This is a genomic window from Pseudomonas sp. KH_024_B2, from assembly GCF_057839965.1.
In genome coordinates, this window is the sequence record NZ_CM174502.1 from 1,326,360 (window position 1) to 1,352,995 (window position 26,636).

Annotated in this window: 21 protein-coding genes and 1 tRNA gene; 16 read left to right on the plus strand and 6 right to left on the minus strand. The window is 59.2% G+C overall.

The features are described 5' to 3' along the window. Positions 1-40 precede the first annotated feature (40 nt). Complete coding sequence (locus tag AC3I0A_RS06225) at positions 41-277, minus strand: DUF3820 family protein (RefSeq protein ID WP_019693207.1); 237 nt, start codon at positions 275-277, stop codon at positions 41-43. 183 nt (positions 278-460) lie between these two features. Here AC3I0A_RS06225 and AC3I0A_RS06230 point away from each other — a divergent pair, with 183 nt between their 5' ends. Genes AC3I0A_RS06230 through AC3I0A_RS06240 form a run of 3 tightly spaced genes read left to right on the plus strand, consistent with a single transcriptional unit; the run spans position 461 to position 3,516 of the window. Beyond that, positions 461-2,449, plus strand: coding sequence for an FUSC family protein (locus AC3I0A_RS06230; RefSeq protein ID WP_489376759.1), 1,989 nt, complete (start codon positions 461-463; stop codon positions 2,447-2,449). Beyond that, the gene (locus AC3I0A_RS06235) at positions 2,436-2,642 is read left to right on the plus strand and encodes a DUF1656 domain-containing protein (RefSeq protein ID WP_489376760.1); all 207 of its coding nucleotides are present in this window, start codon (positions 2,436-2,438) and stop codon (positions 2,640-2,642) included. Before AC3I0A_RS06230 ends, AC3I0A_RS06235 begins: the two co-directional genes overlap by 14 nt. A 10-nt stretch (positions 2,643-2,652) precedes the next feature. Continuing rightward, positions 2,653-3,516 (plus strand): efflux RND transporter periplasmic adaptor subunit, encoded by an 864-nt coding sequence (locus AC3I0A_RS06240; protein ID WP_489376761.1) that lies wholly within the window; start codon positions 2,653-2,655, stop codon positions 3,514-3,516. A 120-nt stretch (positions 3,517-3,636) separates the two neighbouring features. Here the strand turns inward: AC3I0A_RS06240 and AC3I0A_RS06245 are convergent, their stop codons facing one another. Further along, positions 3,637-4,107, minus strand: a complete 471-nt coding sequence (locus AC3I0A_RS06245) for a MaoC family dehydratase (protein WP_150709687.1) — start codon at positions 4,105-4,107, stop codon at positions 3,637-3,639. A 56-nt stretch (positions 4,108-4,163) separates the two neighbouring features. Further along, positions 4,164-5,108 (minus strand): alpha/beta hydrolase, encoded by a 945-nt coding sequence (locus AC3I0A_RS06250; RefSeq protein WP_489376762.1) that lies wholly within the window; start codon positions 5,106-5,108, stop codon positions 4,164-4,166. Between the two features lie 212 nt (positions 5,109-5,320). On the opposite strand from AC3I0A_RS06250, the gene fadD2 reads away from it, so the two are divergent. Next, the gene (fadD2, locus tag AC3I0A_RS06255) at positions 5,321-7,009 is read left to right on the plus strand and encodes a long-chain-fatty-acid--CoA ligase FadD2 (protein ID WP_489376763.1); all 1,689 of its coding nucleotides are present in this window, start codon (positions 5,321-5,323) and stop codon (positions 7,007-7,009) included. A 387-nt stretch (positions 7,010-7,396) separates the two neighbouring features. After that, positions 7,397-9,088, plus strand: coding sequence for a long-chain-fatty-acid--CoA ligase FadD1 (fadD1, locus tag AC3I0A_RS06260; protein ID WP_489376764.1), 1,692 nt, complete (start codon positions 7,397-7,399; stop codon positions 9,086-9,088). A 46-nt stretch (positions 9,089-9,134) separates the two neighbouring features. On the opposite strand, the gene AC3I0A_RS06265 is transcribed toward fadD1, so the two are convergent. Further along, a complete protein-coding gene (locus tag AC3I0A_RS06265) occupies positions 9,135-9,626 on the minus strand; it encodes a cell envelope protein SmpA (protein WP_489376765.1) in 492 nt (163 codons plus the stop codon). 320 nt (positions 9,627-9,946) lie between these two features. Here AC3I0A_RS06265 and mgtE point away from each other — a divergent pair, with 320 nt between their 5' ends. Then, positions 9,947-11,389: a magnesium transporter gene (mgtE, locus tag AC3I0A_RS06270; protein ID WP_489376766.1), complete on the plus strand. Its 1,443-nt coding sequence runs from the start codon at positions 9,947-9,949 to the stop codon at positions 11,387-11,389. Positions 11,390-11,540: 151 nt separating this feature from the next. Here mgtE and AC3I0A_RS06275 read toward each other — a convergent pair whose 3' ends face one another. After that, positions 11,541-11,867 (minus strand): Arc family DNA-binding protein, encoded by a 327-nt coding sequence (locus AC3I0A_RS06275; protein WP_489376767.1) that lies wholly within the window; start codon positions 11,865-11,867, stop codon positions 11,541-11,543. 380 nt (positions 11,868-12,247) lie between these two features. On the opposite strand from AC3I0A_RS06275, the gene phnN reads away from it, so the two are divergent. The 4 genes from phnN to AC3I0A_RS06295 all read left to right on the plus strand — a co-directional run bounded on the left by phnN (position 12,248) and on the right by AC3I0A_RS06295 (position 13,905). Then, positions 12,248-12,829 (plus strand): phosphonate metabolism protein/1,5-bisphosphokinase (PRPP-forming) PhnN, encoded by a 582-nt coding sequence (gene phnN, locus AC3I0A_RS06280; RefSeq protein ID WP_489378436.1) that lies wholly within the window; start codon positions 12,248-12,250, stop codon positions 12,827-12,829. 132 nt (positions 12,830-12,961) lie between these two features. Continuing rightward, positions 12,962-13,038 (plus strand) — tRNA-Arg (locus tag AC3I0A_RS06285). A 226-nt stretch (positions 13,039-13,264) separates the two neighbouring features. Beyond that, entirely contained in the window at positions 13,265-13,495 is a 231-nt protein-coding gene (vapB, locus tag AC3I0A_RS06290) for a type II toxin-antitoxin system VapB family antitoxin (protein WP_489376768.1), read from the plus strand. Next, positions 13,492-13,905, plus strand: a complete 414-nt coding sequence (locus AC3I0A_RS06295) for a type II toxin-antitoxin system VapC family toxin (RefSeq protein WP_489376769.1) — start codon at positions 13,492-13,494, stop codon at positions 13,903-13,905. Before vapB ends, AC3I0A_RS06295 begins: the two co-directional genes overlap by 4 nt. A gap of 50 nt (positions 13,906-13,955) precedes the next feature. On the opposite strand, the gene AC3I0A_RS06300 is transcribed toward AC3I0A_RS06295, so the two are convergent. Continuing rightward, positions 13,956-20,546: a VCBS domain-containing protein gene (locus tag AC3I0A_RS06300; protein WP_489376770.1), complete on the minus strand. Its 6,591-nt coding sequence runs from the start codon at positions 20,544-20,546 to the stop codon at positions 13,956-13,958. Between the two features lie 592 nt (positions 20,547-21,138). Between AC3I0A_RS06300 and AC3I0A_RS06305 the strand changes: the two genes are divergently transcribed. The 6 genes from AC3I0A_RS06305 to AC3I0A_RS06330 all read left to right on the plus strand — a co-directional run bounded on the left by AC3I0A_RS06305 (position 21,139) and on the right by AC3I0A_RS06330 (position 26,616). Continuing rightward, positions 21,139-21,309, plus strand: coding sequence for a hypothetical protein (locus AC3I0A_RS06305; protein ID WP_489378624.1), 171 nt, complete (start codon positions 21,139-21,141; stop codon positions 21,307-21,309). A gap of 234 nt (positions 21,310-21,543) precedes the next feature. Beyond that, on the plus strand, positions 21,544-21,966 hold the full coding sequence (locus AC3I0A_RS06310; RefSeq protein WP_489376771.1) for a DUF2384 domain-containing protein: 423 nt from the start codon (positions 21,544-21,546) through the stop codon (positions 21,964-21,966). Positions 21,967-22,025: 59 nt separating this feature from the next. Next, a complete protein-coding gene (locus AC3I0A_RS06315; protein WP_489376772.1) occupies positions 22,026-22,481 on the plus strand; it encodes an RES family NAD+ phosphorylase in 456 nt (151 codons plus the stop codon). A gap of 301 nt (positions 22,482-22,782) precedes the next feature. Then, positions 22,783-24,387, plus strand: a complete 1,605-nt coding sequence (locus AC3I0A_RS06320; RefSeq protein ID WP_489376773.1) for a response regulator — start codon at positions 22,783-22,785, stop codon at positions 24,385-24,387. Next, a complete protein-coding gene (locus tag AC3I0A_RS06325) occupies positions 24,384-25,076 on the plus strand; it encodes a sensor histidine kinase (protein WP_489376774.1) in 693 nt (230 codons plus the stop codon). The genes AC3I0A_RS06320 and AC3I0A_RS06325 overlap by 4 nt, the downstream gene beginning before the upstream one ends. A gap of 298 nt (positions 25,077-25,374) precedes the next feature. After that, positions 25,375-26,616 (plus strand): glutamine synthetase family protein, encoded by a 1,242-nt coding sequence (locus AC3I0A_RS06330; protein ID WP_489378437.1) that lies wholly within the window; start codon positions 25,375-25,377, stop codon positions 26,614-26,616. Positions 26,617-26,636 lie beyond the last annotated feature (20 nt).

The window sequence follows — 26,636 nt, forward strand, 5'->3', positions numbered from 1 at the left end:
CGTGGGCGCGGTGGTTATTCTCGGGCATGGTTCGACTCGGTCAGTGGCGAGGTTTGGGTTTACCGTGCTTGGCGCGTAATGGATCGAGCAGATCGGATAAGCCGTTGTGATCGATTTCCTGCATCAAGGCCAACAAACCGCCCAGTTCGCCGTGAGGGAAACCTTCGCGGGCGAACCAGTTCAGGTATTGGCCGGGCAGGTCGGCAATGATGCGACCCTTGTATTTGCCGAAGGGCATTTCGCGAGTGACCAGCAGTTCAAGCTTTTCGGGATTCATGGGACAGCCGTGTTGATTCAATGTCTTCGAAAATACAGGCATCCTGCATGCAGGCCAATTGATAGATCATGCAAATAACGCGGATACAGATGGACTTATAATAGTTAGCTAGCTAATAATTTGTATATCCTGTCTCCACACTATCCCGACTATCGTTAGTTTGTCGTATCAAGGGTTCACTTCGTGCGTATGACCTTACAGGCCCTGCTTGCACCCAACCTTCCTGCGCTGCAATTTGCGATCAAGACCGTACTCGGTGGTGGCCTGGCGCTGTGGCTGGCGTTGCGCTGGGGTCTTGAACAACCGGCCTGGGCCTTGATGACGGCGTTTATCGTCGCGCAGCCGTTGTCCGGGATGGTGGTTCAGAAGGGGCTGGCACGACTGTTGGGCACCCTGGTGGGAACCGTCATGTCGGTGGTGTTCATGGGGCTGTTTGCCCAGACACCCTGGCTATTTCTGTTGGCATTGGCGTTGTGGCTGGGACTGTGCACGGCCAGCTCGACCTTGCTGCGTAGCGCCTGGTCCTATTCCTTTGTGCTGGCCGGTTACACCGTGGCGATCATTGCCTTGCCGGCGCTGACCCATCCGTTGACGGTGTTCGATCAAGCGGTAGCACGCTGTACTGAAATCAGCCTTGGCATCCTCTGCGCCACCGCCAGCAGCGCCTTGCTCTGGCCGATGCGGGTCGAGCGGCAATTGGCCGGGCAGGCGCGCACCGCCTGGCAGAGCGGGCTGCAAACTGCCCGTGCAACCCTGGCCGGCGATGCTCAGGCACGTAAAGGCTTGTTGGACATTCTCGGGCGAATCGTCGCGGTGGATGCCCAGCGCGAGCACGCCTGGTTCGAGGGCGTCCAGGGCCGCCAGCGCGCCCGGGCGGTCAGCGGCTTGAGTCAAAAACTGTTGATGCTGCTGCGGATCGCCCGTTCGGTGCGTCGGCAATGGCGGCAACTGGACGAGCGCGAAGCGCTGCAGTTGGCGCCTTGGCTGAGTGAGGTGCAGCAGGCGCTGGGTGCATCGGACACGCAGGCGTTGCAAGCCTTGCGGCCCCAGGTGCAGGACGCCGCCCACGACCCGCAGTTCAGCTCGGCACAAAGTTATTGCCTGGCGCGTTTGGCCTTGCTGCTGGATACCGCGTTGATGGCAGGGCTGGCATTGCGCTCGGTGGAGGAGGGCGGCAAGCCAAGCGAGCAACCCAACAGCCTGACACCTCACCGCGACCTCGCACTGGCGCTGGTGTTCGGTGCTCGCAGTGCGCTGGCTTTTTTGACGGTCGCGTGTTTCTGGCTGGCGACTGCCTGGCCCGCTGCATCGGGGGCGATGTTGCTGACGTGTGTGGTCTGCAGCCTGTTTGCCAGCCGTGAAAACGGTGCGCAGATCGGCATGAGTTTTTTGCGCGGGATCTTGCTGGCGATTCCCGTGGCCTTCGTCGTTGGCGAAATCCTGCTGCCGCAATGGAGCGGCTTCCCGATGCTCTGCATGGCCATGGGCGTACCCTTGTTCTTCGGCGCGCTGGGCATGGCCAAACCACAGATCGGCGCGACCGCCACCTCTTTTTGCCTGCACTTCGTGGTGCTGGTGTCGCCATTGAACGCGATGAAGTTTGATGTCGCGACGTTCTTTAACAGCGCACAGGCGATATTGCTCGGCGTGGGCGCTGCGGTGTTGGCCTTCCATCTGCTGATATTGCGAGATCCGGCGTGGCACAGTCGCCGTTTGCTGGCCGCGACCCTCGATGATCTGGTGCGTCTGACCCGGCGCAATTTGCGCGGTGCGGAAAGCTGGTTCGGTGGGCGCATGGCTGATCGTCTGCTGCAACTGGCGCGGCATTATCCGGAGTTGCCACAGCAGGCCCGCAGTCGCTGGGATGACGGGCTGCTCGGCTTGGACATCGGCGATGAACTGCTGCATTTGCGCTTGAGCCTGGCCGTGGCGCAGGTCCCGGTCAGCAGGCCACAGCGCAGCTATCTTCAGCAGCTGGAACAGGTGTTGGCGCAAGGTCCGGCTGGCAGTCACGCCGATGCACTTGCCGAACCCAGTGCGGCGTTGTTGCAAACCCTGCAAGCGTTGCCGCCCAGCGATGCACTGAAACTGGCACAAGGCGCGGTGCTGCAATTGCAAAACAGCTGGCGCAGCTGGTGTCGCCAACAGGAGGAAAGCCATGGGGCTGCGTGAGTGGTCAATGGGCGGGATTTTGCTCAGTCCGTTTCTGATTTATGTCGTGCTGGCGCTGCTGCTGACGGGAGCGTTGCGCATGTTGCTGCGCATTACGCCGTTGGGACGCTGGATCTGGCACGAAGCACTATTCGATTGTGCCTTGTACGTTTGTGTATTGACCCTGATCACCGTCGGCCTCGGACCCTTATAAGGAGTTGACCATGCGTGCACCGGTACGTGTCGCTATTACCCTGTGCCTGGTGGCTGTGGCGGTGTTCGCCGGCTTCCACCTGTGGCAGTACTACATGCTCACGCCCTGGACCCGGGATGCGCGGATCCGTGCCGACGTGGTCATCGTCGCGCCGGATGTTTCGGGTTGGGTGCGCCATCTCAAGGCCTACGATAACCAGCAGGTGAAGGCCGGTGATGTGCTGCTGAGCATCGATCGTGACCGTTTCGAAGCAGCGCTGGAGAAAGCCCGGGCGGTGGTGCAGACCCGTCAACAGCAACTCAGCTTGCGCGAGCATGAAGCCAGTCGCCGCGCCAGCCTGGGGCCGCAGGCGATCAGTGCCGAACTGCGGGAGAATGCGCAGATCAACGCCGGCATTGCCCGAGGTGAACTGCGTCAGGCCCAGGCTGAAGCCAAGGTCGCCGAACTCAATCTGGCCCGCAGCGAGGTGCATGCGCCGCGCAGTGGGCACATCACAAACCTGCGTCTGGCTGAAGGCAACTACGTGAATGCCGGGCAACCGGTGATGGCCTTGATCGATGATTCGACCTTCTATGTGCAAGCCTACTTCGAAGAGACCAAACTGCCGCGGATCCGGGTCGGTGACCCGGTCAAGGTCTGGTTGATGAGCGCCGGTGAAGCGCTGCAAGGACATGTCGAAAGCGTCAGCCGCGGCATCACCGACCGCAACGCCACGCCGGACACACAACTGCTGGCAGAGGTGGAGCCGACCTTCAACTGGGTACGCCTGGCCCAGCGAATTCCGGTGCGGATCAAGCTCGACAAACTGCCCGAAGGCATCAACCTGAGCGCGGGAATGACCGCGAGTGTGCAGGTGGAAGAGGGGAATCGATGATCGTTCCCACGCTCCGCGTGGGAATGCCGCCATGGACGCTCCGCGTCCGCTCCGGATGTGACGCGGAGCGTCACGGGATGCATTCCCACGCGGAGCGTGGGAACGATCGGGTGCGGTCAATCAGCCAATACTGATCGCCGGCAACGTCGGCAGTGTCACGGTCTGCTGTTTACGCGGTGCCAGGATCTCGGCCTCGCCATCGACCACCAACTCATCACGCTGGTTAAACACCCGAGTGGCGATGCGCACGCGAAATTTCGGCAGCTTCTCGAGGATTTCCAGACGCACGGTCAGGGTGTCGCCGATTTTCACCGGCTTCTGGAAGCTCATTTGCTGACCGATATAGATAGTGCCCGGCCCAGGCAACTCGCACGCCACCGCGGCGCTGATCAGGGCACCGCTGAACATGCCATGAGCGATGCGCTCCTTGAACATGGTCGCTGCGGCGAACTCGGCGTCCAGGTGCACCGGGTTGTGGTCGCCCGACATCGCGGCGAAGAGCTGAATATCGCGCTCTTCAACGGTTTTGCTGTAGCTGGCGGTCTGGCCGATTTCGAGGGCTTCGTATGGGGTGTTGGTAACCTGGGTCATCTATCTCAAGTCCTGTGACGAAATAAGTAAATTAACTAGCTTGGTTTTAAGAAAAATTATTCTGTTTTGGGCGGCCGACGATTGTTCAGGGCCTGCTCCAGCCACGCCAGCACATCCCTCATCACTTCATCGCGATTGCTTTCGTTGAACAGTTCGTGCCGGGCCTGGGGGTAGATATTCAGTTGCAGGCACTGGCTCCCGGCATCGCGTAACGCGTTGGCGAGGTTCTTGAGACGTATGCCGTTGCTCACCGGATCACATTCACCGCCAATCACCAACAGCGGCAGGCCCGGATCGATCTGAGCGAGATTGGACGCTTTGCTGATCTGCTGCAACCCGCCCAGCATGTCGATCCATAACTGGTTGGTACAGCGGAAGCCGCAGAGCGGGTCGTTGGCGTACTTGTCGACTTCGTCGGGATCCCGGCTGAGCCAGTCAAAGGGTGTGCGATTGGGTTTGAAGGCTTTGTTGAACGATCCAAACGACAACCACTCGATCAGCGCACTGCGACCGGTGGCACCCTGGCGCAAGCGTTCGAAACGGGCGATCAGCCGGGCGATGCGGTAGAGCGCAATGGGTTGAAAATTCGAACCGCTGAGAATCGCCCCGTGCAGGCTGGCGCTGTGGTGCAGCAGATAACCTTGGGCGATGTAGCTGCCCATGCTGTGGCCGAGCAGCACGATAGGTGTTCCCGGATGTTGCAGGCCGATGTGCTGGTTAAGGCACGCCAGGTCACCGACCACTTTGCGCCAGCCGTCCTGGTCCGCGTAATGCCCCAGCACCCCGTGCTCGGCGGTTTTGCCGTGACCGCGCTGGTCCAGGGCGTACAGCCCATAGCCTTGGGCGCAGAGCACTTCGGCCAGGCGAGCGTAGCGACCACTGTGTTCGGCCATGCCGTGGGCCAACAGGATCACCGCTTTGAGCGGGCCTTCGGGCAGCCACTGGTTGACGTAAAGGCGGCTGCGGTCACTCGCGGTCAGCCAGAAAGTATCGTGGATCATGGCGATTCCTTTGCACGGGGTCGTTGCATTGTATAGCTCATCAGACGATTGCCGTCTGATCAGGGCATGCCTCAGGAACAAGATTCACGCTATCAATGACGCTCGTGCGCATATTTGCCTGAATCGCCATAGCTGCTAACGTCCGCAGAGCCCCGCCTTTCAAAGAAGCAGAGATGCGGCCCGGATATGCCCAGGTAAAGAGGACAAGAACAATGCAACCTGATTTCTGGAATGACAAACGCCCGGCCGGCGTTCCGCTGGATATCGATCCGGGTGCCTACACCTCGGTGATCGAGGTTTTCGAGCGTTCCTGCAAGAAATTCGCTGATCGTCCTGCGTTCAGCAATATGGGCGTGACCCTGACGTATGCCGAGCTGGAACGCTACAGCGCAGCATTCGCTGGTTACCTGCAAGCGCACACGGATCTGGTGCCTGGCGATCGTATTGCGATGCAGATGCCCAATGTCCTGAACTACCCGATTGCCGTATTCGGCGCATTGCGTGCCGGGTTGATCGTGGTCAACACCAATCCTCTGTATACCCCGCGTGAGATGCGTCACCAGTTCAAGGATTCCGGCGTCCGGGCGCTGGTCTACCTGAATATGTTCGGCCAGAAAGTCCAGGAAGTGCTGCCGGATACCGACATCCAGTACCTGATCGAAGCGAAGATGGGCGATCTGATGCCTGCCGCCAAGGGCTGGCTGGTCAACACCGTGGTCGACAAAGTGAAGAAGATGGTGCCGGCGTACCAGCTGCCCCAGGCCATTTCGTTCAAAAGTGCACTACGTCAGGGCCGTGGTCATGGCATCAAACCGTTGAAGGTCGGCCTCAACGATGTCGCAGTGCTGCAATACACCGGAGGCACCACGGGCCTGGCCAAGGGCGCGATGCTCACCCATGGCAACCTGGTTGCCAACATGCAACAGGTGCGTGCTTGTCTGTCCCAGCTCGGTGCCGATGGCCAGCCGCTGCTCAAGGAAGGCCAGGAGGTAATGATTGCGCCACTGCCGCTGTATCACATCTATGCCTTCACCGCGAACTGCATGGGCATGATGGTCACCGGCAACCACAACGTGCTGATCACCAATCCGCGGGACATTGCCGGCTTTATCAAAGAGCTGAAAAACTGGCGTTTCTCGGCATTGCTCGGGCTCAACACCTTGTTCGTCGCGCTGATGGATCACCCGGATTTCAAGACCCTGGACTTCTCCAGCCTGAAACTCACCAACTCCGGCGGTACCGCGCTGGTCAAGGCCACTGCCGAGCGCTGGGCGCAGCTGACGGGTTGCCGGATTACCGAAGGTTACGGCCTGACCGAAACCTCGCCGGTCGCATGCGCCAACCCTTACGGCGACAAATCCCGGCTGGGCACGGTGGGGCTGCCGGTGCCGGGTACTACCCTGAAGGTCATTGACGACGAAGGCGTCGAGCAGCCGTTGGGCGAGCGCGGCGAACTCTGTATCAAAGGCCCGCAAATCATGAAGGGCTACTGGCAGCAACCGGAAGCCACAGCGCAGGTTCTGGATGCCGAAGGCTGGTTCAAGTCCGGCGACATCGCGGTGATCGATCCGGACGGTTTCGTCCGGATTGTCGATCGCAAGAAAGACATGATCATCGTCTCGGGCTTCAACGTGTACCCGAATGAAATCGAAGACGTGGTCATGGCTCACCCGAAAGTCGCCAATTGCGCGGTGATCGGTGTGCCGGACGATCGTTCGGGAGAGGCGGTGAAGTTGTTTGTGGTCGCTCGCGAGTCAGGCGTCAGCCTTGAAGAGCTGAAGGCTTACTGCAAGGAAAACTTCACCGGCTACAAAGTGCCGAAACACATCGTGCTGCGTGATTCGCTGCCGATGACGCCGGTGGGCAAGATCTTACGGCGGGAACTGCGCGATATCGCGTGATTGGTTTGTAGATCGTCATTCGCGGGCAAGCCCGCTCCCACATTAATGGATCGCCGTGTCCTTGTGGGAGCGGCGGTGCGGCGATCCGACTTGCCCGCGAAGCTTTTGGGGCAGGCGCAAGGGCTATTTCAGAGCGCTCAAAGGCTCAATGGAATCTTTACTCTAAAAGTGACTACCTAGCATTCGTAAGTCACAAATGTGACTGTGCGGGTCTTCTTTGGCTCTAGTAGGTCCTTGGCAAAGCTGCTACTCTCGGCCCGCTTTGTGACTTCTCGGCCTAAGTAAACAGCCAGACTCACCAACAAAGAGACACCAATAAAAAACACACACCAATAATAATCGCATCAAATGCGGTGATGAATTCGCGTTGCTGAGGAGTGGGCTTCCATGATCGAAAACTTTTGGAAGGATAAGTACCCTGCCGGGATTGCTGCCGATATCAATCCGGACGAGTATCCGAATATTCAGGCGGTGTTGAAGCAATCCTGCCAACGCTTTGCCAACAAACCGGCTTTTAGCAACCTCGGCAAGACGCTCACTTATGGTGAGCTGTACGAATTGTCGGGCGCTTTTGCCGCTTACCTGCAACAGCATACCGACTTGCAACCGGGCGATCGAATCGCCGTGCAGTTGCCGAACCTGTTGCAATACCCGATCGCCGTGTTTGGTGCCATCCGCGCCGGTTTGATCGTGGTCAACACCAACCCGCTGTACACCGCGCGGGAAATGGAACACCAATTCAATGACTCCGGTGCCAAGGCACTGGTCTGCCTGGCCAACATGGCGCACCTGGCGCAAGCCGTGGTGCCCAAGACCTCGGTCAAGCATGTGATCGTCACCGAAGTGGGTGACCTGCTGCCGCCGCTCAAACGCCTGCTGGTCAATAGCGTCATCAAGTATGTGAAGAAGATGGTCCCGGCCTGGCATTTGCCCAAGGCCATCAAGTTCAACGACGTGTTGAGCAAAGGTCGCGGCCAACCGGTTTGCGATGCCAATCCGGCCAGCAGCGATGTCGCAGTGCTGCAATACACCGGCGGCACCACGGGTGTGGCCAAGGGCGCGATGCTCACTCATCGCAACCTCGTGGCGAACATGCTGCAGTGCAAGGCGCTGATGGGTTCCAACCTCAATGAAGGCTGCGAGATCCTGATCACGCCGCTGCCGCTGTACCACATCTATGCCTTCACCTTTCACTGCATGGCGATGATGCTGATCGGCAACCACAATATCCTGATCAGCAATCCGCGCGATCTGACGGCGATGGTCAAGGAACTGTCGAAGTGGAAGTTCAGCGGTTTTGTCGGTTTGAACACGCTGTTCGTGGCGCTGTGCAACAACGAGGCATTCCGCAAGCTGGACTTCTCGGCGCTGAAAATCACCCTGTCAGGTGGCATGGCCCTGCAACTGGCCGCCGCCGAGCGCTGGAAAGCAGTGACCGGCTGTTCCATTTGCGAAGGTTACGGCATGACCGAAACCAGCCCGGTGGCGACGGTCAATCCGAACCAGAACATCCAGATTGGCACCATCGGTATTCCGGTTCCGTCCACGCTGTGCAAAGTCATTGATGACGCTGGCGTCGAACAGCCACTGGGCGAAATTGGCGAGCTGTGCGTCAAGGGCCCGCAAGTCATGAAGGGTTACTGGCAGCGTCAGGACGCCACCGACGAAATCCTCGACAGCGAAGGCTGGTTGAAGACCGGCGATATCGCGCTTATCCAGCCAGATGGCTACATGCGCATCGTCGATCGCAAAAAGGACATGATTCTGGTCTCCGGTTTCAACGTCTATCCGAACGAACTGGAAGACGTGCTGGCGACGTTGCCAGGCGTGTTGCAGTGCGCTGCCATTGGTGTCCCGGACGAAAAATCGGGTGAAGCGATCAAGATTTTCCTCGTGGCCAAACCGGGCGTGACCTTGACCAAAGAGCAGGTGATGGCGCACATGCGCGCCAACGTCACCGGCTACAAGGTGCCGAAAGCCGTTGAGTTCCGCGATGCCCTGCCGACCACCAACGTGGGCAAGATTCTGCGTCGTGAGTTGCGCGACGAAGAACTGAAGAAGCTGCGTGTGAAGGCGTAAACAGGCTGTAAAACACCAAGCCCGCCAAGTGCGGGCTTTTTGCTGTCTAGCCTTTACCTTTTACACAACCTTTCTCATCGAACACGATTTGCGCGCTGCGACCTTTCCTTGCGTCGTAGCGATAGCTCGTGGTCGCATTTCGAATGCTGATTTTGTCTGGCTTGCCGAGTGCGCTTTCGACTTCCTGCTGGCTCATGCCGGGCATGATTCGTTGATTGATGATCGCCTGGCGGCGTTCTTTGGCACTGAGCATATTTCCACAGCGGTCATCGGACTGGCCGACGATGACCGGCTGGTCTTTTGCGAATTTCGTACTGAATGTTTCCTGGGATCTGCTCTTCGGGGAGAGCGTCTTGACACCTCCCGGTGCAAAATTGTCCGCATTCTGAATCAGCCATGTCTCATGGGGCGCACAACCCAGGGAGGTGAAGGTGACATGGCCATAGGCATTTTCACATCGGTGCACGGCGCTGGCGTTTGCTTGCAGCGGTAGCCAGGGCAGGGCGAAAAACAACAGCGAGGTCTTTTTCAGTGACATGCGACGTCCTCCATGACGGTCCCGAAAAAGGATAGACGGGACTTTTTTGAGCCCGTGTGTGTTTTCTTTTCTGAATGAGTCGTCGCAGCTCTATAGATTCGGACAGCGCTCAAGTTTGCGTCGCAAGCGCTTGTTCTTCGCCAGATTTTTTCGCGTTAAAAGGCATCAAGCGGTGTATCATTGCGCCCGTCAGCCCCGCCGGGGCTTGTGGAATACCTCCATGGACTTACCCAGTAGTTACTCAGTACCTCGTTTTTACAATCATGAATTGACTGATTGATCCTTCCGGCGCGCCCCGCTGCTGGGAGTGGAGTTCGCCTATGTCTGAAGTTGAAGTAAAGAAAACGCAAGAAAGCCTGCAAGACCGCCTCGCTCAAGTCGTTGAGCTGCTGCATCGCCAGCGGGTGGTCGAAGACCTGACTCATCGCCAGGAAGGTGCTCATCACGACCGGGTCGAGAACCTGGTTCACCGGCAAAACCTCGTCGAGTTGCAGCGCAAACTCGATGACCTGCACTCCGCCGACGTTGCCTACATCCTTGAAGCCTTGCCGCTCGAAGAGCGTCTGATGGTCTGGCAACTGGTCAAGGCCGAGCGCGACGGCGACATCCTTCTTGAAGTATCGGATTCCGTTCGGGAAACGCTGATCGCCGACATGGACGATCACGAACTCCTGGCGGCCGCCAAGGAAATGGATGCCGACGAACTGGCTGACCTGGCGCCTGAACTGCCGCGAGACGTCGTCCACGAGCTGATGGAAACCCTCGATAGCCAGCAGCGTGAGCGTGTCCGCTCCGCGTTGTCCTATGACGAGGATCAGGTCGGTGCCCTGATGGACTTCGAGATGGTGACTATCCGTGAGGATGTCAGTCTCGAAGTGGTGTTGCGTTACCTGCGTCGGCTCAAGGAGCTGCCGAGCCATACCGACAAACTGTTCGTGGTCGACTACGACGGCGTGCTCAAGGGCGTGCTGCCGATCAAGCGGTTGTTGGTCAACGATCCGGACAAGCAAGTATCGGATGTCATGGCCAGCGATACGGTGAGTTTTCACCCGGATGAAGATGTCTACGATGCCGCTCAGGCATTCGAGCGTTATGACTTGATTTCGGCTCCGGTGGTCGACAAGAACGGCAAGTTGATCGGCCGTCTGACCATCGACGAAATGGTCGACCTGATTCGTGAAGAGAGCGAAAACGAAGTTCTCAACATGGCGGGTCTGCGTGAAGAGGAAGATATTTTTGCCTCAGTCTGGAAGTCCCTGCGCAACCGCTGGGCCTGGCTGGCAATCAACCTGATTACTGCTTTTGTCGCCTCTCGAGTGATCGGTCTGTTCGAAGGCTCCATCGAGAAACTGGTGGCCCTGGCCGCTTTGATGCCGATTGTTGCCGGTATTGGCGGCAACTCGGGGAACCAGACAATCACCATGATCGTGCGCGCCATGGCGCTGGATCAGGTCAGTACCGGCAATACTTCCCGCCTGATGCGCAAGGAACTGGCCGTCGGCTTGATCAATGGCCTGGTCTGGGGCGGAGTGATCGGCGTGGTCGCCTTTTTGCTGTATGGCAGTTGGTCACTGGGTGTGGTGATGACCGCGGCGATGACCCTCAATCTGTTACTCGCGGCACTGATGGGAGTCCTGATTCCCATGACCCTGTCGAGTGTCGGGCGCGACCCTGCAATGGGGGCGAGCGTGATGATCACTGCGGTGACCGACAGTGGCGGGTTCTTCATCTTCCTCGGGCTGGCGACGATTTTCCTGCTCTGAGTCTTCTCTGCGCAGCCCGCTAATTGGCGGGCTGCGCGATCCCTTGTATCCACTCTTTATGGGGCCTTGGCGCAGCAGCGCTTCGTCGGCCATGCCGAATTTCGGCCAAAAAAAAGCCAGCATCAAGGCTGGCTGAGCTTTCGGGATGGAATCAGGAGGCGTCTGTTGCCATTTCAGCGTCATGGGCGATCAGGGAAACCAGTGCGTTTTGCTGACGATGTGAGAGTTGGCGGAAACGTTGAAGCAGTTCGCGTTCATGCAGTGACAGCTCCGGGCTGTCCAGTCGCATGCTCAACTCTTCCCCCAGCGCGCCTTCCTGAATAAGACTTTGCTCCATGCGCGCGATGATTTCGGAGTTCATGCTGCGATGATGATTGCGAGCCACCTCGGCGATGCGTTCACGCATTCCATCGGGCAGACGCACGACGAACTTGTCAGCCGTACGGCTGGAATAAACTGCCTGTTTCAATGGGCGCATATATTTAACCGGTTAGTTCAGGGGAGCGGTTTTCGGAATTGGCCGCAGGATGTCAGTTGGACAAGCTTCGCAACCAAATGTTCAACCTGAATTGTTAAGAGGCCCGCATCATGCCTCTAAAATGCCAGATCGTTGGCGTCAATTCTGTGACAAATATTGAACTGGGTAAAGGCGCAATGCCAGTACCCATTATCAGAAATGCGGACTGGTTTGAAAAGAATTACCCCAGCCGCACCTCTGGCCGCGTCCTCTTGCCCGACAGGAGTGTTAAGCCTCCGGTGCGCGCATTTTATGCGGATACGATCATTTATCCTTCTCGTATAGGATAGTGGCAAATGGCCGATTTACTAGGTTGGCGAGCGATAAGAGACGTTACCGAGATGCCGGGCAGACTGATTTATTTGATGGGGCCGTCTGGGGTAGGTAAAGACAGCCTTATAGATGCATCCCGTGAACCTTTGCGCAGGCTCGGCTGTGAGGTGGTGCGACGAGTCATCACGCGCTCGGCCGAATCGTTAGGGGAAGATGCCCTGGGTGTCTCTCAAGCGGAATTCGAGCGACTTGGACAGCTGGAAGGCTTTGCCTTGCATTGGCGGGCCAACGGTCTGGATTACGGGATTCCGGTCCAGATCGATGAGTGGCTGAGCCTGGGGCGCAATGTGCTGGTCAACGGCTCCAGAGAGCATCTGGTTGAAGCACGCAGGCGCTATCCGACGTTGCTACCCATTTTGCTAACGGTGAATAGCGAGGTTTTACGTCATCGGCTTGTGCGGCGCGGGCGTGAAAATGCCGAGGAAATTGAAGCGAGACTGCGGCGCAATGACTTGTTTCTCGCCAGTGCTTCAAGTGACGCGACCCCAGTCATGCACCTGGATAATTCGGGCGAGTTGGCCGTCACTGTCGAGCATTTCCTCGGGCTGCTGGAGCAGGAGGGTGTCAGCGCAAAACCCGATCAAAGCTGATTTTGCGTCCGGTGTCCCGCGTTGGCTCTGGCCTACACTTAAAAAGCCTACGGACGACATGACAAAAGCAGGCCTGCCCGTTAACATGCACGCCGTCCTTCGCACCGCGCATTTCTTTGCGGTCACCGATATGTCTCAGTAGCTCAATTGGATAGAGCATCCCCCTCCTAAGGGGAAGGTTGGCAGTTCGAACCTGCCCTGGGACACCAATATAATCAGGTAGTCAGCGCAATTGCGCACTGGCTTTCTCGATCTTGCCTCCTGTCTGGTCCCCACTTCTCTAAATACTCAAGCCGTGGGCTATCAACGTTCTGACGGTGGATCAAGCCACGATCCGGCGAGCATTTGAAATGGCTCTCTAATGTGCCATATGCCTTGCATAGGTATGGTGCTGCCGCTATATTGCATATGCAAGACATATGTAGGAGCGACGTTATGCGAACTGTCTCAATTTTCAAGAACGGCAAGAATCAAGCGATTCGCTTGCCCGCTGACATGGCTTATGAGGGTGTCGGGGAGCTGGAGATTACGCGCAGCGGCGACACTATCACCCTGCGCCCCGTGCGCCCGAGCTGGCTGTCGCTGGCTGAGCTGCCCAAGGCTGATGCGGATTTTCTGCAAGAGCGCCCGAGCATTGTCGGTGATGAAGGCAGATTCAATCTGTGACCACGTACATGCTGGATACCTGCATTTGCTCGTTCATTATGCGCGAACGCCCTGAGTCTGTTTTGCAGCGGTTGGCCGCAGAGGTCGCGCGAAATAATCGGATCGTGATTTCTGCGATTACCTACGCCGAAATGCGTTACGGGCAGATTGGCAAGAAAGCATCGCCCAAGCACAAAACACTGGTCGACGAGTTTGTGAAGCGTCTGGATGAGGTCTTGCCGTGGGATCACAGCGCCATAGACGCGACGGTCGAGGTGAAGCGCAAACTCACCGAAGCAGGCTTGATCATTGGCGATAATGACACCGCTATTGCCGGTCACGCGATGGCCTCGGGCTGTATGTTGGTCACTAACAACGTGCGTGAATTCAGTCGCGTTCCAGGGCTGGATTACGAAGACTGGGTGCACTGAGGAGGCAGCCCGGGAGGCACATGCTTGCCCTCCCGGGTAGCTCCAGTCTGTCAGGCCGTCAGCGTATGGTCGGTATCCCCGAACCAGGTACGCACCAGATCGGCGCCGGTCGTGCCAGCGTTGGCAAGGACCGCCACATCGGCGAAGTTCGTACCATTGGCTGTGCCATCGGTATCCACCTGCACGGTGACGTCGCTGCCGGACTGCACCAGTTGGACGAAGTCGGACGCCTGGCTGCTGCCGCTGACGAAGTTGGCGTTGAGCAGGGCGGAGAGGTCGAGCGCGTCACCTTCGGCGAAGTTGTAGTCGAGGATGCTGTCCCCGCCTTCGTTCACGTTGAGGTAGGCGAACACATCGGCTCCCGCGCCACCGCTGAGGGTGTCCTCCCCACCACGACCCGCGAGGATGTCGTTGCCATCGCCGCCACTGAGCACGTCTGCCGCCATGCTGCCCACCAGTGTGCCGCTGGACGCACCGCTGTAACTGACCAGGGTGCCGGCCTCGCCGCCGTCGGTGACCTGGAAGTCGTCCACCGAGTAGTGCCCCAGCAGGTTTACCTCGGCCCGCTGCACGCCGTCGTCCACCGTCAGCAGGCCGCCGGCGCCATTGGCGTTGACGCTGTAGCTGAGCTGGGTGTTGGCGCCGAAGGCGAGATCGCCGAACGTCAGCAAGTCATCGCTCTCAAGGCCCAGGATGCCGACCAGCGAGCCCGCCGCTTCGGCCTGTGCGATCACCAGCGTGCCCGCACCGTCGCCGTGGAAGGCGACTGAGGCATGGGCGGCGCCGGCGAAGCTCAGCGTCGCGTCGCCGTCGATGGTGGCGCTGCCGTTGCCCGTGACGTCGGCCAGCAGGCGCACATCGCCACCATTGGCCCACAGGTGACCGGAGTTGTCGACCGCACTAGCCACAGTCATGCCGCCTGCGCCGGTGGACTCCAGCACGCCGCTGTTGGTTATGGTGTTGGTGCCGGTGTCGAGCACCAGGCTGTTCAGCCCGCTGGCCAGGATCAACCCCGCATTGACCAGCACCATCTGCCCGGCGCCCAACTGGCCGGCGCCGGAAATGCGGTTGTCGGCATTGGTCAACACGGTGTCGGCGCTGCCACCGAAAATCACGTTTTGCGCGCTGTCGGATAGCAGCACCTGGCCGCCACCGGTCAAGGTCGCGCCACGGAACAGAATCTCAAGATCGGTCTCGCTGCCGGTGGAGCCGAGTTCGATGGTGCCGCTGTTATGGATGCTGCCACCGAACGGCATGATCGCGCCGTCGGCAATGGTCAGGGTACCGGTATTGGTTGTGACCGGGTCCACATCGAACTGGAAGTTCGCTTCGCTCAAGTTAGCCGCATCCACTCCTTTGAGGGTGACCGTCTGGCCGGAGCCGATGCTGACCAGTGCATTGCCGTTTGCGTCGTTAGTGATACTCAAGTCAGCAAAGCTGTCGACGCCGGCGAAGCCAATCAGGTCGATCTTGTCCGCCGTGGTATCGAAATTGTAGATCTGGTTGTTGCCGATCGGCTGGGCGAAGACGAACAGGTCGGCGCCGGACGAGCCGGTCAGGTTGTCGTCGGTGGACAAGGCGAAGATCGGCGAGCCGGGGGCGTAGGCTTCTACGTTGTTGGAAACGATATAACTGCTTGTGCTGCCGTCCGCATTGGTCCATCCGTAGGTTACTGTGAGCTCCATCGCACCGGCATAGGTGGATGGCGTCATGACCGTCAGTGCGGAAGGGTCGCTGGTCTGTATCGTCCAACTGCCGTCACCGTTGTTGGTTCCGGCACTCAGCACCCAATCTATCGGAACCCCGCTCACCGTGTAGGTAATGGCGTCGGAGGTGTCGGGCGTGGGATCGGTCAGTGCCAGGTTGATAGCCTCGCCGGCTACGCCAGCCGGAGCTGTATGCGTCGAGGTCGCAGTATTACCCGCAGCATCCCACGCGGTTACCGTCACATTATCGTTTTTTATGTTCCCTGGCGGTGTTAGTTTCCAGATTCCCCCACCCTGGTTTGTCGCATCGGCAAGAGCCATGTTCGTAGTGTTATCGTAGACCGAAACTCTGACGACACCGGAGGCCTCAGTCGTAGCCGTCAAAGTCTTTGGGTTACTTGTCGTATAGACCCACGATAGAGTATCGACTGTGTTTGTCACGGTCACCGCGATCGCCTGGTCGTCGAACAGCGTGCCGTCCGACGCCCGCACAATCACGTCATAGACGTTGTTCGTTCCCGAATCAGTCGGCGCCTCAAAGTTGGGCGCAGAGATAAAGCTCAGCGCACCCGTGCCTGAAACGATCGCAAACTTCGCAGCATCCGCACCGCCGACGATGCTGTAGCTCAGTGTTTGTGCCGGCAGATCAGCATCGGTTGCCACCACCGTCGTGACTGCCGTGGTGTTCTCCGCCACGCTGACCGAAGCCGTCGCACCACTGCCGTTGGAGGTGATAACCGGGCTGTTGTCGTTGACTCCCGTCACGCTCACCGCGATCGCCTGGTCGTCAAACAGCGTGCCGTCCGACGCCCGAACAATCACGTCATAGACGTTGTTCGTTCCCGAATCAGTCGGCACCTCAAAGTTAGGCGCAGAGATAAAGCTCAGTGCGCCCGTGCCTGAAACGATCGCGAACTTCGCGGCATCCGCTCCGCCGACGATGCTGTAGCTCAGCGTTTGCGCTGGCAGATCAGCATCGGTCGCCACCACTGTCGTGATCACCGTGGTGTTTTCCGCAACACTGACCGAGGCCGTCGCACCACCACCGTTGGAGGTGATAACCGGGCTGTTGTCGTTGACTCCCGTCACGCTCACCGCGATCGCCTGGTCGTCAAACAGCGTGCCGTCCGACGCCCGAACAATCACGTCATAGACGTTGTTCGTTCCCGAATCAGTCGGCACCTCAAAGTTAGGCGCAGAGATAAAGCTCAGTGCGCCCGTGCCTGAAACGATCGCGAACTTCGCGGCATCCGCTCCGCCGACGATGCTGTAGCTCAGCGTTTGCGCTGGCAGATCAGCATCGGTCGCCACCACTGTCGTAACCACCGTGCTGTTCTCCGCCACGCTGACCGAGGCTGTCGCACCACTGCCGTTGGAGGTGATCGTTGGCGAGTCGTTGTCGCCGGTAATCGTGATGCTCACGGTCTGCACCGCGCCGTCGCCGATCGCCACGTTATAGGTCTGGGTGCGGATCTGGCCTTCGCCGAGGAACTGCAGGGCGGCGTTGTCTACCGCGAAGTTCCAGCCCAGCGAACCGCTGCCGGTGCCGGTGCTGTCGCTCAGTGCATTGGTGGTGAAGCTGCCAAGGTAGCCGGAAGCAGCGCCCGGTGTGACGGTGACGCTGTGGGTGTCGATCAGGTCGACGTCGGTGAAGGTGATGCTGCCGCTGGCCGCGTAGTCGCCGCTGTCTTCCTCGGCATTGCCGGCCTGCACGTCGCTGGTGATGTGCAGCTGGTCGTTGTCGCCGGTAATCGTGATGCTCACGGTCTGCACCACGCCGTCGCCGATCGCCACGTTATAGGTCTGGGTGCGGATCTGGCCTTCGCCGAGGAACTGCAGGGCGGCGTTGTCTACCGCGAAGTTCCAGCCCAGCGAACCACTGCCGGTGCCGGTGCTGTCGCTCAGTGGATTGGTGGTGAAGCTGCCGAGGTAGCCGGAAGTAGCGCCCGGTGTGACGGTGACGCTGTGGGTGTCGATCAGGTCGACGTCGGTGAAGGTGATGTTGCCGCTGGCCGCGTAGTCGCCGCTGTCTTCCTCGGCATTGCCGGCCTGCACGTCGCTGGTGATTTGCAGCTGGTCGTTGTCGCCGGTAATCGTGATGCTCACGGTCTGCACCGCGCCGTCGCCGATCGCCACGTTATAGGTCTGGGTGCGGATCTGGCCTTCGCCGAGGAACTGCAGGGCGGCGTTGTCTACCGCGAAGTTCCAGCCCAGCGAACCGCTGCCGGTGCCGGTGCTGTCGCTCAGTGGAGTGGTGGTGAAGCTGCCGAGGTAGCCGGAAGCCGCGCCCGGTGTGACGGTGACGCTGTGGGTGTCGATCAGGTCGACGTCGGTGAAGGTGATGCTGCCGCTGGCCGCGTAGTCGCCGCTGTCTTCCTCGGCATTGCCGGCCTGCACGTCGCTGGTGATGTGCAGCTGGTCGTTGTCGCCGGTAATCGTGATGCTCACGGTCTGCACCGCGCCGTCGCCGATCGCCACGTTATAGGTCTGGGTGCGGATCTGGCCTTCGCCGAGGAACTGCAGGGCGGCGTTGTCTACCGCGAAGTTCCAGCCCAGCGAACCACTGCCGGTGCCGGTGCTGTCGCTCAGTGGAGTGGTGGTGAAGCTGCCGAGGTAGCCGGAAGCCGCGCCCGGTGTGACGGTGACGCTGTGGGTGTCGATCAGGTCGACGTCGGTGAAGGTGATGCTGCCGCTGGCCGCGTAGTCGCCGCTGTCTTCCTCGGCATTGCCGGCCTGCACGTCGCTGGTGATGTGCAGCTGGTCGTTGTCGCCGGTAATCGTGATGCTCACGGTCTGCACCGCGCCGTCGCCGATTGCCACGTTATAGGTCTGGGTGCGGATCTGGCCTTCGCCGAGGAACTGCAGGGCGGCGTTGTCTACCGCGAAGTTCCAGCCCAGCGAACCACTGCCGGTGCCGGTGCTGTCGCTCAGTGGAGTGGTGGTGAAGCTGCCGAGGTAGCCGGAAGTAGCGCCCGGTGTGACGGTGACGCTGTGGGTGTCGATCAGGTCGACGTCGGTGAAGGTGATGTTGCCGCTGGCCGCGTAGTCGCCGCTGTCTTCCTCGGCATTGCCGGCCTGCACGTCGCTGGTGATTTGCAGCTGGTCGTTGTCGCCGGTAATCGTGATGCTCACGGTCTGCACCGCGCCGTCGCCGATCGCCACGTTATAGGTCTGGGTGCGGATCTGGCCTTCGCCGAGGAACTGCAGGGCGGCGTTGTCTACCGCGAAGTTCCAGCCCAGCGAACCACTGCCGGTGCCGGTGCTGTCGCTCAGTGGATTGGTGGTGAAGCTGCCAAGGTAGCCGGAAGCAGCGCCCGGTGTGACGGTGACGCTGTGGGTGTCGATCAGGTCGACGTCGGTGAAGGTGATGCTGCCGCTGGCCGCGTAGTCGCCGCTGTCTTCCTCGGCATTGCCGGCCTGCACGTCGCTGGTGATGTGCAGCTGGTCGTTGTCGCCGGTAATCGTGATGCTCACGGTCTGCACCACGCCGTCGCCGATCGCCACGTTATAGGTCTGGGTGCGGATCTGGCCTTCGCCGAGGAACTGCAGGGCGGCGTTGTCTACCGCGAAGTTCCAGCCCAGCGAACCACTGCCGGTGCCGGTGCTGTCGCTCAGTGGAGTGGTGGTGAAGCTGCCGAGGTAGCCGGAAGCCGCGCCCGGTGTGACGGTGACGCTGTGGGTGTCGATCAGGTCGACGTCGGTGAAGGTGATGCTGCCGCTGGCCGCGTAGTCGCCGCTGTCTTCCTCGGCATTGCCAGCCTGCACGTTGCTGGTGATTTGCAGCTGGTCGTTGGTGCCGGTGATGGTGACGCTGACGGTGCGCTCCACGCTGCCGCCGTTGCCATCCAGCACATTGAAGGTGAAAGTCTCGACCTTGGTCTGGTCCTTGGCCAGGTATTCGACGGCGCTGGCCGCAACGCTGTAGTTCCAGGTGATCACGCCACCGGCGCCGTCCACATCCGAGGCCTGCGTGGTTACGCTGGCCGTCAGGCTGCCGAGTGCGCCACCAGAAGACGTGACCGCGCTGATGCTGTGCGCATCCATGAGGTCCGCGTCGGTGAACGCAATGGTGCCGCTGTCGGTGAGATTGCCGACAGGCGCGACCAACTCGGTTACGCCACCGGTGACATCCGCTGCGGCTACCACCGGCCCGTCGTTGGTGCCGGTAATCACCCATGACACCCACTCGGGAGTCGTGGCGATGCCGTCGGTAACATCAAAGCTCACCGTCACCGTCATCGGCACGCCTGCTGCGAGGTGTTGGTAGGCAGCGTTCGACGGGTCAAGCGTGAAAGAATGCGTTTCCGAGTTATAGCTCACGCCGGCAGGCAGAGAGTCCGGGACGTTAATGACAGAAAGTGTCGTGCCTTGATCAACGTCTGAGGCGTGTGCTAGCGCGTTCAACGTGACGGCTTGCCCGTCCTCGGTGGCGTTGCCGGTTACTGTGCCTGTCACCACCGGCGCATCGTTGGTTCCGGTGATTTGTATCTGCACCGTGGCCCAGCTCAAGGCACCATTGGACATGCGGATGGCGTAGGTAAAACTATCCGTGGCGGTCTTACCGGCAGCAAGAGACTGGAAGTGTGCCCGGCTCGTATCGGTCATCGTATAGGCGACCTTTCCATCGTCCGTGAACTCGATCAGAGCGCCGAACTTGCTGGTGTTGTCTGCGTCGACGATGTCCTTGGTCAGCAGGTCCGCCGAGCTGGCAGAGCCTTCGTTCTCGCACCCGTCGTCCAGCGAGTAGAGGGTTTTCGCCTTGCCTCCAAGGTCGTTCGCCATCACGTTCAGGATGAATGTCGTGCCATTCTCCGAGTCCTCGGTAAGCCCCCCTTGCAAGTCAAGGGTCGCAACGGTGTACAGGTCATCCTGGGCTTGTGGGGTGTTGGAAAACGAAGTGATCAAGCCGCTTGTGGTAATTGTGCTGTCAGCCATGTCTTTTCTCCCGAAAATGCCAGTTCTTATAAGAATCGTTACGGACTGCTAACAGCCACAAAACGGACTCTTCCTTATCCGATGTCTGTGAGGCGATTGGGGCGAAGCCCCGTTTGTGTACCGCTCAGGGTCGTTCAGGAGCGGTGCGAGGCGGCCGCCGGACATCGTCGGCCAGCTGGGCAGTTGACTGCCGGGCCTGACGGGATGGGCGCTGCCGGGAGAGGGGCGGCGGTATCACGGGGGTGGAGAAGTTCGCCGCGCTTGAGCAGCGGATCGCAGGACAGATTGGGCGAACGTGGGACCGAGCCTGTGGCTGCGCTGGGCATGGCACGCATTAAACTGAGAGCACCCATGTGAAAGGGACTCCTGAAATAATGGCTGGGTGGGGCCGTGTCTTGGTGTGACCCTGATTCAGGGATACGGCCTTTCCTGATATCAGTTTGATGTTTGTTTAGCTGTCGGGTCAGGCTTTGTAAAGGCGTTACCCCAAGGGAAAGGTGCAAGGTGCCAATATTCCGACGGTAGGTGTAATTGTGTCGATACAGTGTCAATAGTTTGTCGATTTATTCTTGGCGAAGGGGCCGGGAAGGCCATGGACACTCAACACTGGCGTGCCCCCTCTGGCACTTTGCCGATGCCGAGGGTGTTTGGCGCGGAGGAAGTCTCACCTGATTATCTGGAGGCGCTGGTGACCTATGAGGACCGCTGGTTTCGGCACTCAGGGGTCAATCCGTTGGCGTTGGCGTTGGTTGTGGTTTGGTAGAACCTCGGCGGCGGGGGCGTGTTGTCGGGCGGCAGCAAAGATTTCAGCGACGATTCGACCCTGATTGAGTATGAGGTTACTCAGGCGGAACTCGAGTTTTGGCAATCTCTTAGCAGAACGCAACCGCTCTGTTCGAGCCCAAAAAAACCGCTTCAGGGACTAAAGTGGGACTTGACGACAAGCAAATATGGCGCATTATTGTCGTATTTATGTTGCATCTATGGAGCAAAGATTATGTCTGCCGCATCTGCTAAACAGCATTTGGCCGACGAAAATAAGGTCGCCAAACTGCCGCCAAACTTTTCTGAATTTATGAAAGCGCTGCAAATACCAGGAACGTTGAGCCTGTCCAGCCAGGTTTTCACCAGTGTCCTGCGAATCAGCATGCAGCAGCTGGCCCATTTTGCCGGCGTGCATCGTTCAACCCTGCAACGCGCTCCGGACAATGAGCAAGCTCAGACATTCATGCGTGAATGCTTGCAGGTGATCCGAGCAGCAGAGGACGTCACCGGCAATCTGCCAAAGGCGGTCTATTGGTTCAAAAACGAGCCGTTGCGCGCTTTCCGCTACCATACCGCTGAACAGGTGGTGGCAGAGGGTAAAACCTCGAATCTGCTGGCTTACCTCGAATCGATTGAGGCTGGTTCCCAAGGATGAAGGAAACTTCGCTGGTATCGATTCCCTTTTTCCGTATGCACTCTCCCAGGTGGGCTTACATGCCCACCTCTGGAAGTGGTGCAGCCAAGCAAGGCGGCCGCGCAAACCGCAAGGATCTTCCGGCGCTTTACCTCGCCGCGGATACCGCTACCGCCATCGCCGAGTATCAGCAAACAGCATCGATTCTACCGCCAGGATTGATGGTCTCGTACCAAGTGAGTCTAGCCCGCGTGGCTGACTTCTCGGCCGGGTTTGAAGATGGCTGGGACATGCTCTGGCAGGAGTTCTACTGCGACTGGCGCGCGCTGCGATTTGACCAGGGTATTGAGCCGCCAAGTTGGACTCTCGGAGACTGGGTGCTGGAGACGGGGTGTGCCGGACTGCTTTTCCCATCACAGGCCAGTCCTGATGGGGTAAATCTAGTCATCTACACAGAAGCGCTTGGCGCCAATGACAGCATTACCGTTTACGACCCGAACGGGGATCTGCCGACCTCGCAGGCATCCTGGCGCTAAAAGTTTGTGGCCAAAGCGCTCCGCCAGATAAATAAGCATTACTTACCCAACACCTATAAGGGAACACCACAACCGGCCGATAACCCGATGGGCAGCCGTTCTCTCCTGCTGTCCGAATGCCAGGGAAACCCGTAGATCGAGCCCAAAGCGTGCGGCAGGCAAGAGGAATGGCAGGGTTGTGAGAAATTGCTTGATAGCTCATAGCTACTGGCTATCATCTGCGCGCCAAAATGGGCAGCGAAGCTGAGCTCGTCCTTGCATCTTCCTTTGGGTTCATCTTCTTACTTGGCTGGAATCTTCGATGCTGGCGTACCAACAAAAAAGCTTTTTGATCGTCGATGATTTCTCTGATTTCCGCACTTCAGTCAGGTCCATGTTGCGCGAGTTGGGCGTCAAGGACGTAGACACTGCCGACACGGGTGAGCAGGCGCTGCGCATGTGTGCGCAGAAGCGCTACGACTTCGTCCTGCAGGATTACCATCTTGGGGACGGGAGGAAGAACGGTCAGCAGGTGCTCGAAGACCTGATGGTCGACAAGCTGATCAGCCATGAAAGCGTGTTCGTCATGGTCACTGCCGAGACCAGCCAGGCCATGGTGCTCAGTGCCCTTGAGCATGAGCCGGACGCTTATCTGACCAAACCCTTCAATCGCGCGGGTCTGGCTCAGCGGTTGGAGAAGCTGGTGCAACGCAAGAATTTGCTCAAGCCGATTCTGCAAGCCCTCGACCGGGGCAAGCCCACTGAAGTCCTGGCAGCCTGTGCGGCTCTGTGCAAGCAAGAGCCACGGTTTGCGCCGTTGTGCCTGCGTTTCAGGGCTGATGCTTTGCGCGACCTTAATCAGCATGAGGCGCTGGAGCGCTTTCTCAATACCATTCTGGCGGACCGCCCTTTGCCCTGGGCCTATGCCGGGTTGGGTTGGTCGCTGTTCAAGCGAGGCCAGGTCAGCCAGGCACAGACCCTGTACGAAACGGCGCTGAAGACTTTTCCGATGATGCCGGCGCTCTACGACGGAATGGCCGATGTGCTGGTCGCCCAAGGGGACACCAAACGCGCACAGAGCGTGCTGGAGGAAGCCGTTCGTTTGTCGCCTCTGGCGGTGCGCCGACAATCGCTGCTCGGCAAGCTGGCGTTGGCCAACGAAGATTTTGAAAGTGCATCGAAAGCCTATCGCCAGGCCGTAGCCCAAGGGCAGCAGTCGCGTTTCAAGGACCCGGAGAGCAATCTCGGTCTGGCCCAGGCGTTGATCAGTAAAGGCAGTGAGAAAGGCCTGGATACCCGGACCCGGCTGGAAATCAATCAGACCCTGAGCGCGGTTGCCAAGGATAACGTCAACGATCCGGGGCTGCAGGTGCGTGCACGGCTGATGAAAGCCACCAGCTTGTTGCTCAACGATGCCGAAACCGCCGAGAAACTGACGGAGCAGGCGATGGCCCGCCTTGAGGGCATGGAGCAATTCATGAGCGCCGAAGCGGCGCTGTTGGTCGCCAAACAACTCCAGCAGTTGGGTCAGGCAGAGGCCGGTGCATCCATGCTGAAAAACTGTGCGGAAATCTACGGTGACGACCCGGTGGTGATGCAAGGCATCGCCAAGCTGACCGACGACCCGGCGATTCTCAATGCCGGTAACGCCGCCGCCGACCTGAACCGTCAAGGCGTGCGCAGTTACAAGGCGGGCACTCTGACCGAAGCCCGGGCGCTGTTCCGCGGCGCGCTGTTGTTGCAGCCGAAGAACATCAGTATTGCCTTGAATATGGCGCAATCGCTGTTGCACGGGGCCGATGCCAGTTCCGACACGGCCTTGCTCGAAGAGTGTCGGGCCTGCTTGAAAATGGTTGGCATGATTCCCGAGAGCGACACGCGCTATCCGCGTTACCAGAAGCTGCGAAGCAAGGCCTTTGGCGAATGAACGACAGTGACCAGGGGCTCGATTTTTCTACGGTGATTGCCTCCACCGTACACGACATGAAGAATTCCCTGGCCATGCTCATGCAGGCTCACGCTCAATGGCTCGCACGTCTGCCAGACGCCCAGCGGCAAACCGCCGAGCAGGGCGTTATCGAGTACGAGTTCGCGCACCTCAATGGCATGCTGGTGCAGTTGCTGGGGCTGTACAAACTGGGGGTCAATCAGCTGCCATTGCAGCCTGATTACCATGAGCTGGATGACTTCATCGAAGCGCAGCTGGCCTGTCACCAGGAGGTGTTCAAAAGCCGCGGCATCGTCGTGACCTGTGAGGTCGATCCCTTGAGCCCCCTCGGTTTCTTCGATCGGGAGCTGATCGCCACCGTATTGGCCAACAGCATCAATAATGCTATCCGCTATGCCCGCCATGCTCTGTTGATCAGCGTGCAGGATGAGGCCGGGCAACTGGTGGTGAGCATCAACGACGATGGGGACGGTTACCCGCCGCAGATGATCGAGCGTCAGGCGGATTACCTGCAAGGCATCAACCAGAGCAGCGGCAGCACCGGCCTGGGCCTGTACTTCGCCGCGCGTATTGCTGAACTGCATCAGCGCAACGGTGTGCGTGGGCGTACCGCGATCAGCAATGGCGGCCCCTTGGGCGGCGGGTTGTTCAGCCTCTATCTACCTTGAATGGCGTGCCTTGAATGGCGCCGCTGACGGCAAAACCTGCCCTGCGAAATCCTGAATTATCGTTTCAGCCTTCACTTCATGGCTGACCTGCGTCATATATCGCTGCTTTTCGCCTGTGCCTGCTTGAAATCCTGAACGGGTGGTGCGTATTTTGTACGGGTCGCCGTTCGCGGCTTGCACAACACAGGATTGAGTCATGACGACCGATGGCCACAAGTCACTCGCGCAGCGATTGACGGGCATTGATGAGATTGAATGTGTCACTCCGGATCTTAATGGTGTGCCACGTGGCAAGGTAATGACCTGCGAGGGTTTCCTCGAGGGGCGGCGGTTGCAGATGGCGCGGGGTGTGCTGCTGCAATGCATCATGGGCGGTTATCCGCCGGCGCGTTTTTACGGCAGCGATGACGGCGATCTGGCGCTTGTTGCTGATCCCAAACATATTCATCGTTTGCCCTGGAGCAAGCAGCCGCGGGCGTTGGCGATTTGCGATGCGGACGAGTTGACCGGTGAAAGCTCCCGTCTCTCGACTCGCGGCCAGCTTAAAGCGGTTATCGCCCGTTACGCGGCGCGGGGCCTGGCGCCCGTGGTGGCGACCGAGCTGGAGTTTTTCGTATTCGCCCCGAACACCGACCCGACCCAGCCATTCCTGCCGCCTGTGGGTCTGGACGGACGCCGCGAGTCAGGACATTCGGCCTTTAGTATCAGCTCCAATAACGGCTTGCGGCCGTTCTTCAGTGAAGTCTACGAATGTATGGCGGCGCTGGGCTTGCCGCGCGATACGTTCATGCATGAGATGGGCATCAGCCAGTTCGAAATCAATCTGTTGCACGGCGATCCGTTGCTGCTGGCTGACCAGACGTTCCTGTTCAAGCACTTGCTCAAGGAAGTCGCGCTCAAGCATGGTCTGACAGTGGTCTGTATGGCCAAGCCGCTGGCGCACACGCCGGGAAGCTCGATGCATATTCACCAAAGCATTGTGGAGCTGGGTACCGGGCGCAACGTGTTCAGCGACAAGGCCGGAGAGCCAACCGCGACCTTCCGCCATTTCATCGGCGGGCAGCAAGCGGCGCTGGCGGATTTCACCGCGCTGTTTGCGCCGAACGTGAACTCTTATCAGCGCTTGTGCCATCCTTACGCGTCGCCGAACAATGCCTGCTGGTCCCACGACAATCGGGCCGCGGGCTTGCGGATTCCCGCGAGTTCGCCGGTGGCGCGACGGGTCGAGAATCGGTTGCCGGGTGCTGATGCCAACCCTTATCTGGCGCTTGCCGCGAGCCTCGCTGCCGGGCTTCACGGCATAGAAAACGAGCTGGAGCCGACCCCGGCGATCCAGGGCGAATTCGAAGTGCCGGAAAGTTTGTCGTTACCTTGTACCTTGCATGCGGCGCTTGAGCGTCTGAAACGTAGCCAGTTGGCGAAGGAACTGTTCGGCAAAGAGTTCATCGAAGGCTACATTGCTTCGAAGACCATGGAACTGAGCAGTTTCTACGATGAAATCACTCCCTGGGAGCGGCGTGTTTTAGCTGCCCAGGCATAACCGACCCGTCGCCGTCGGGC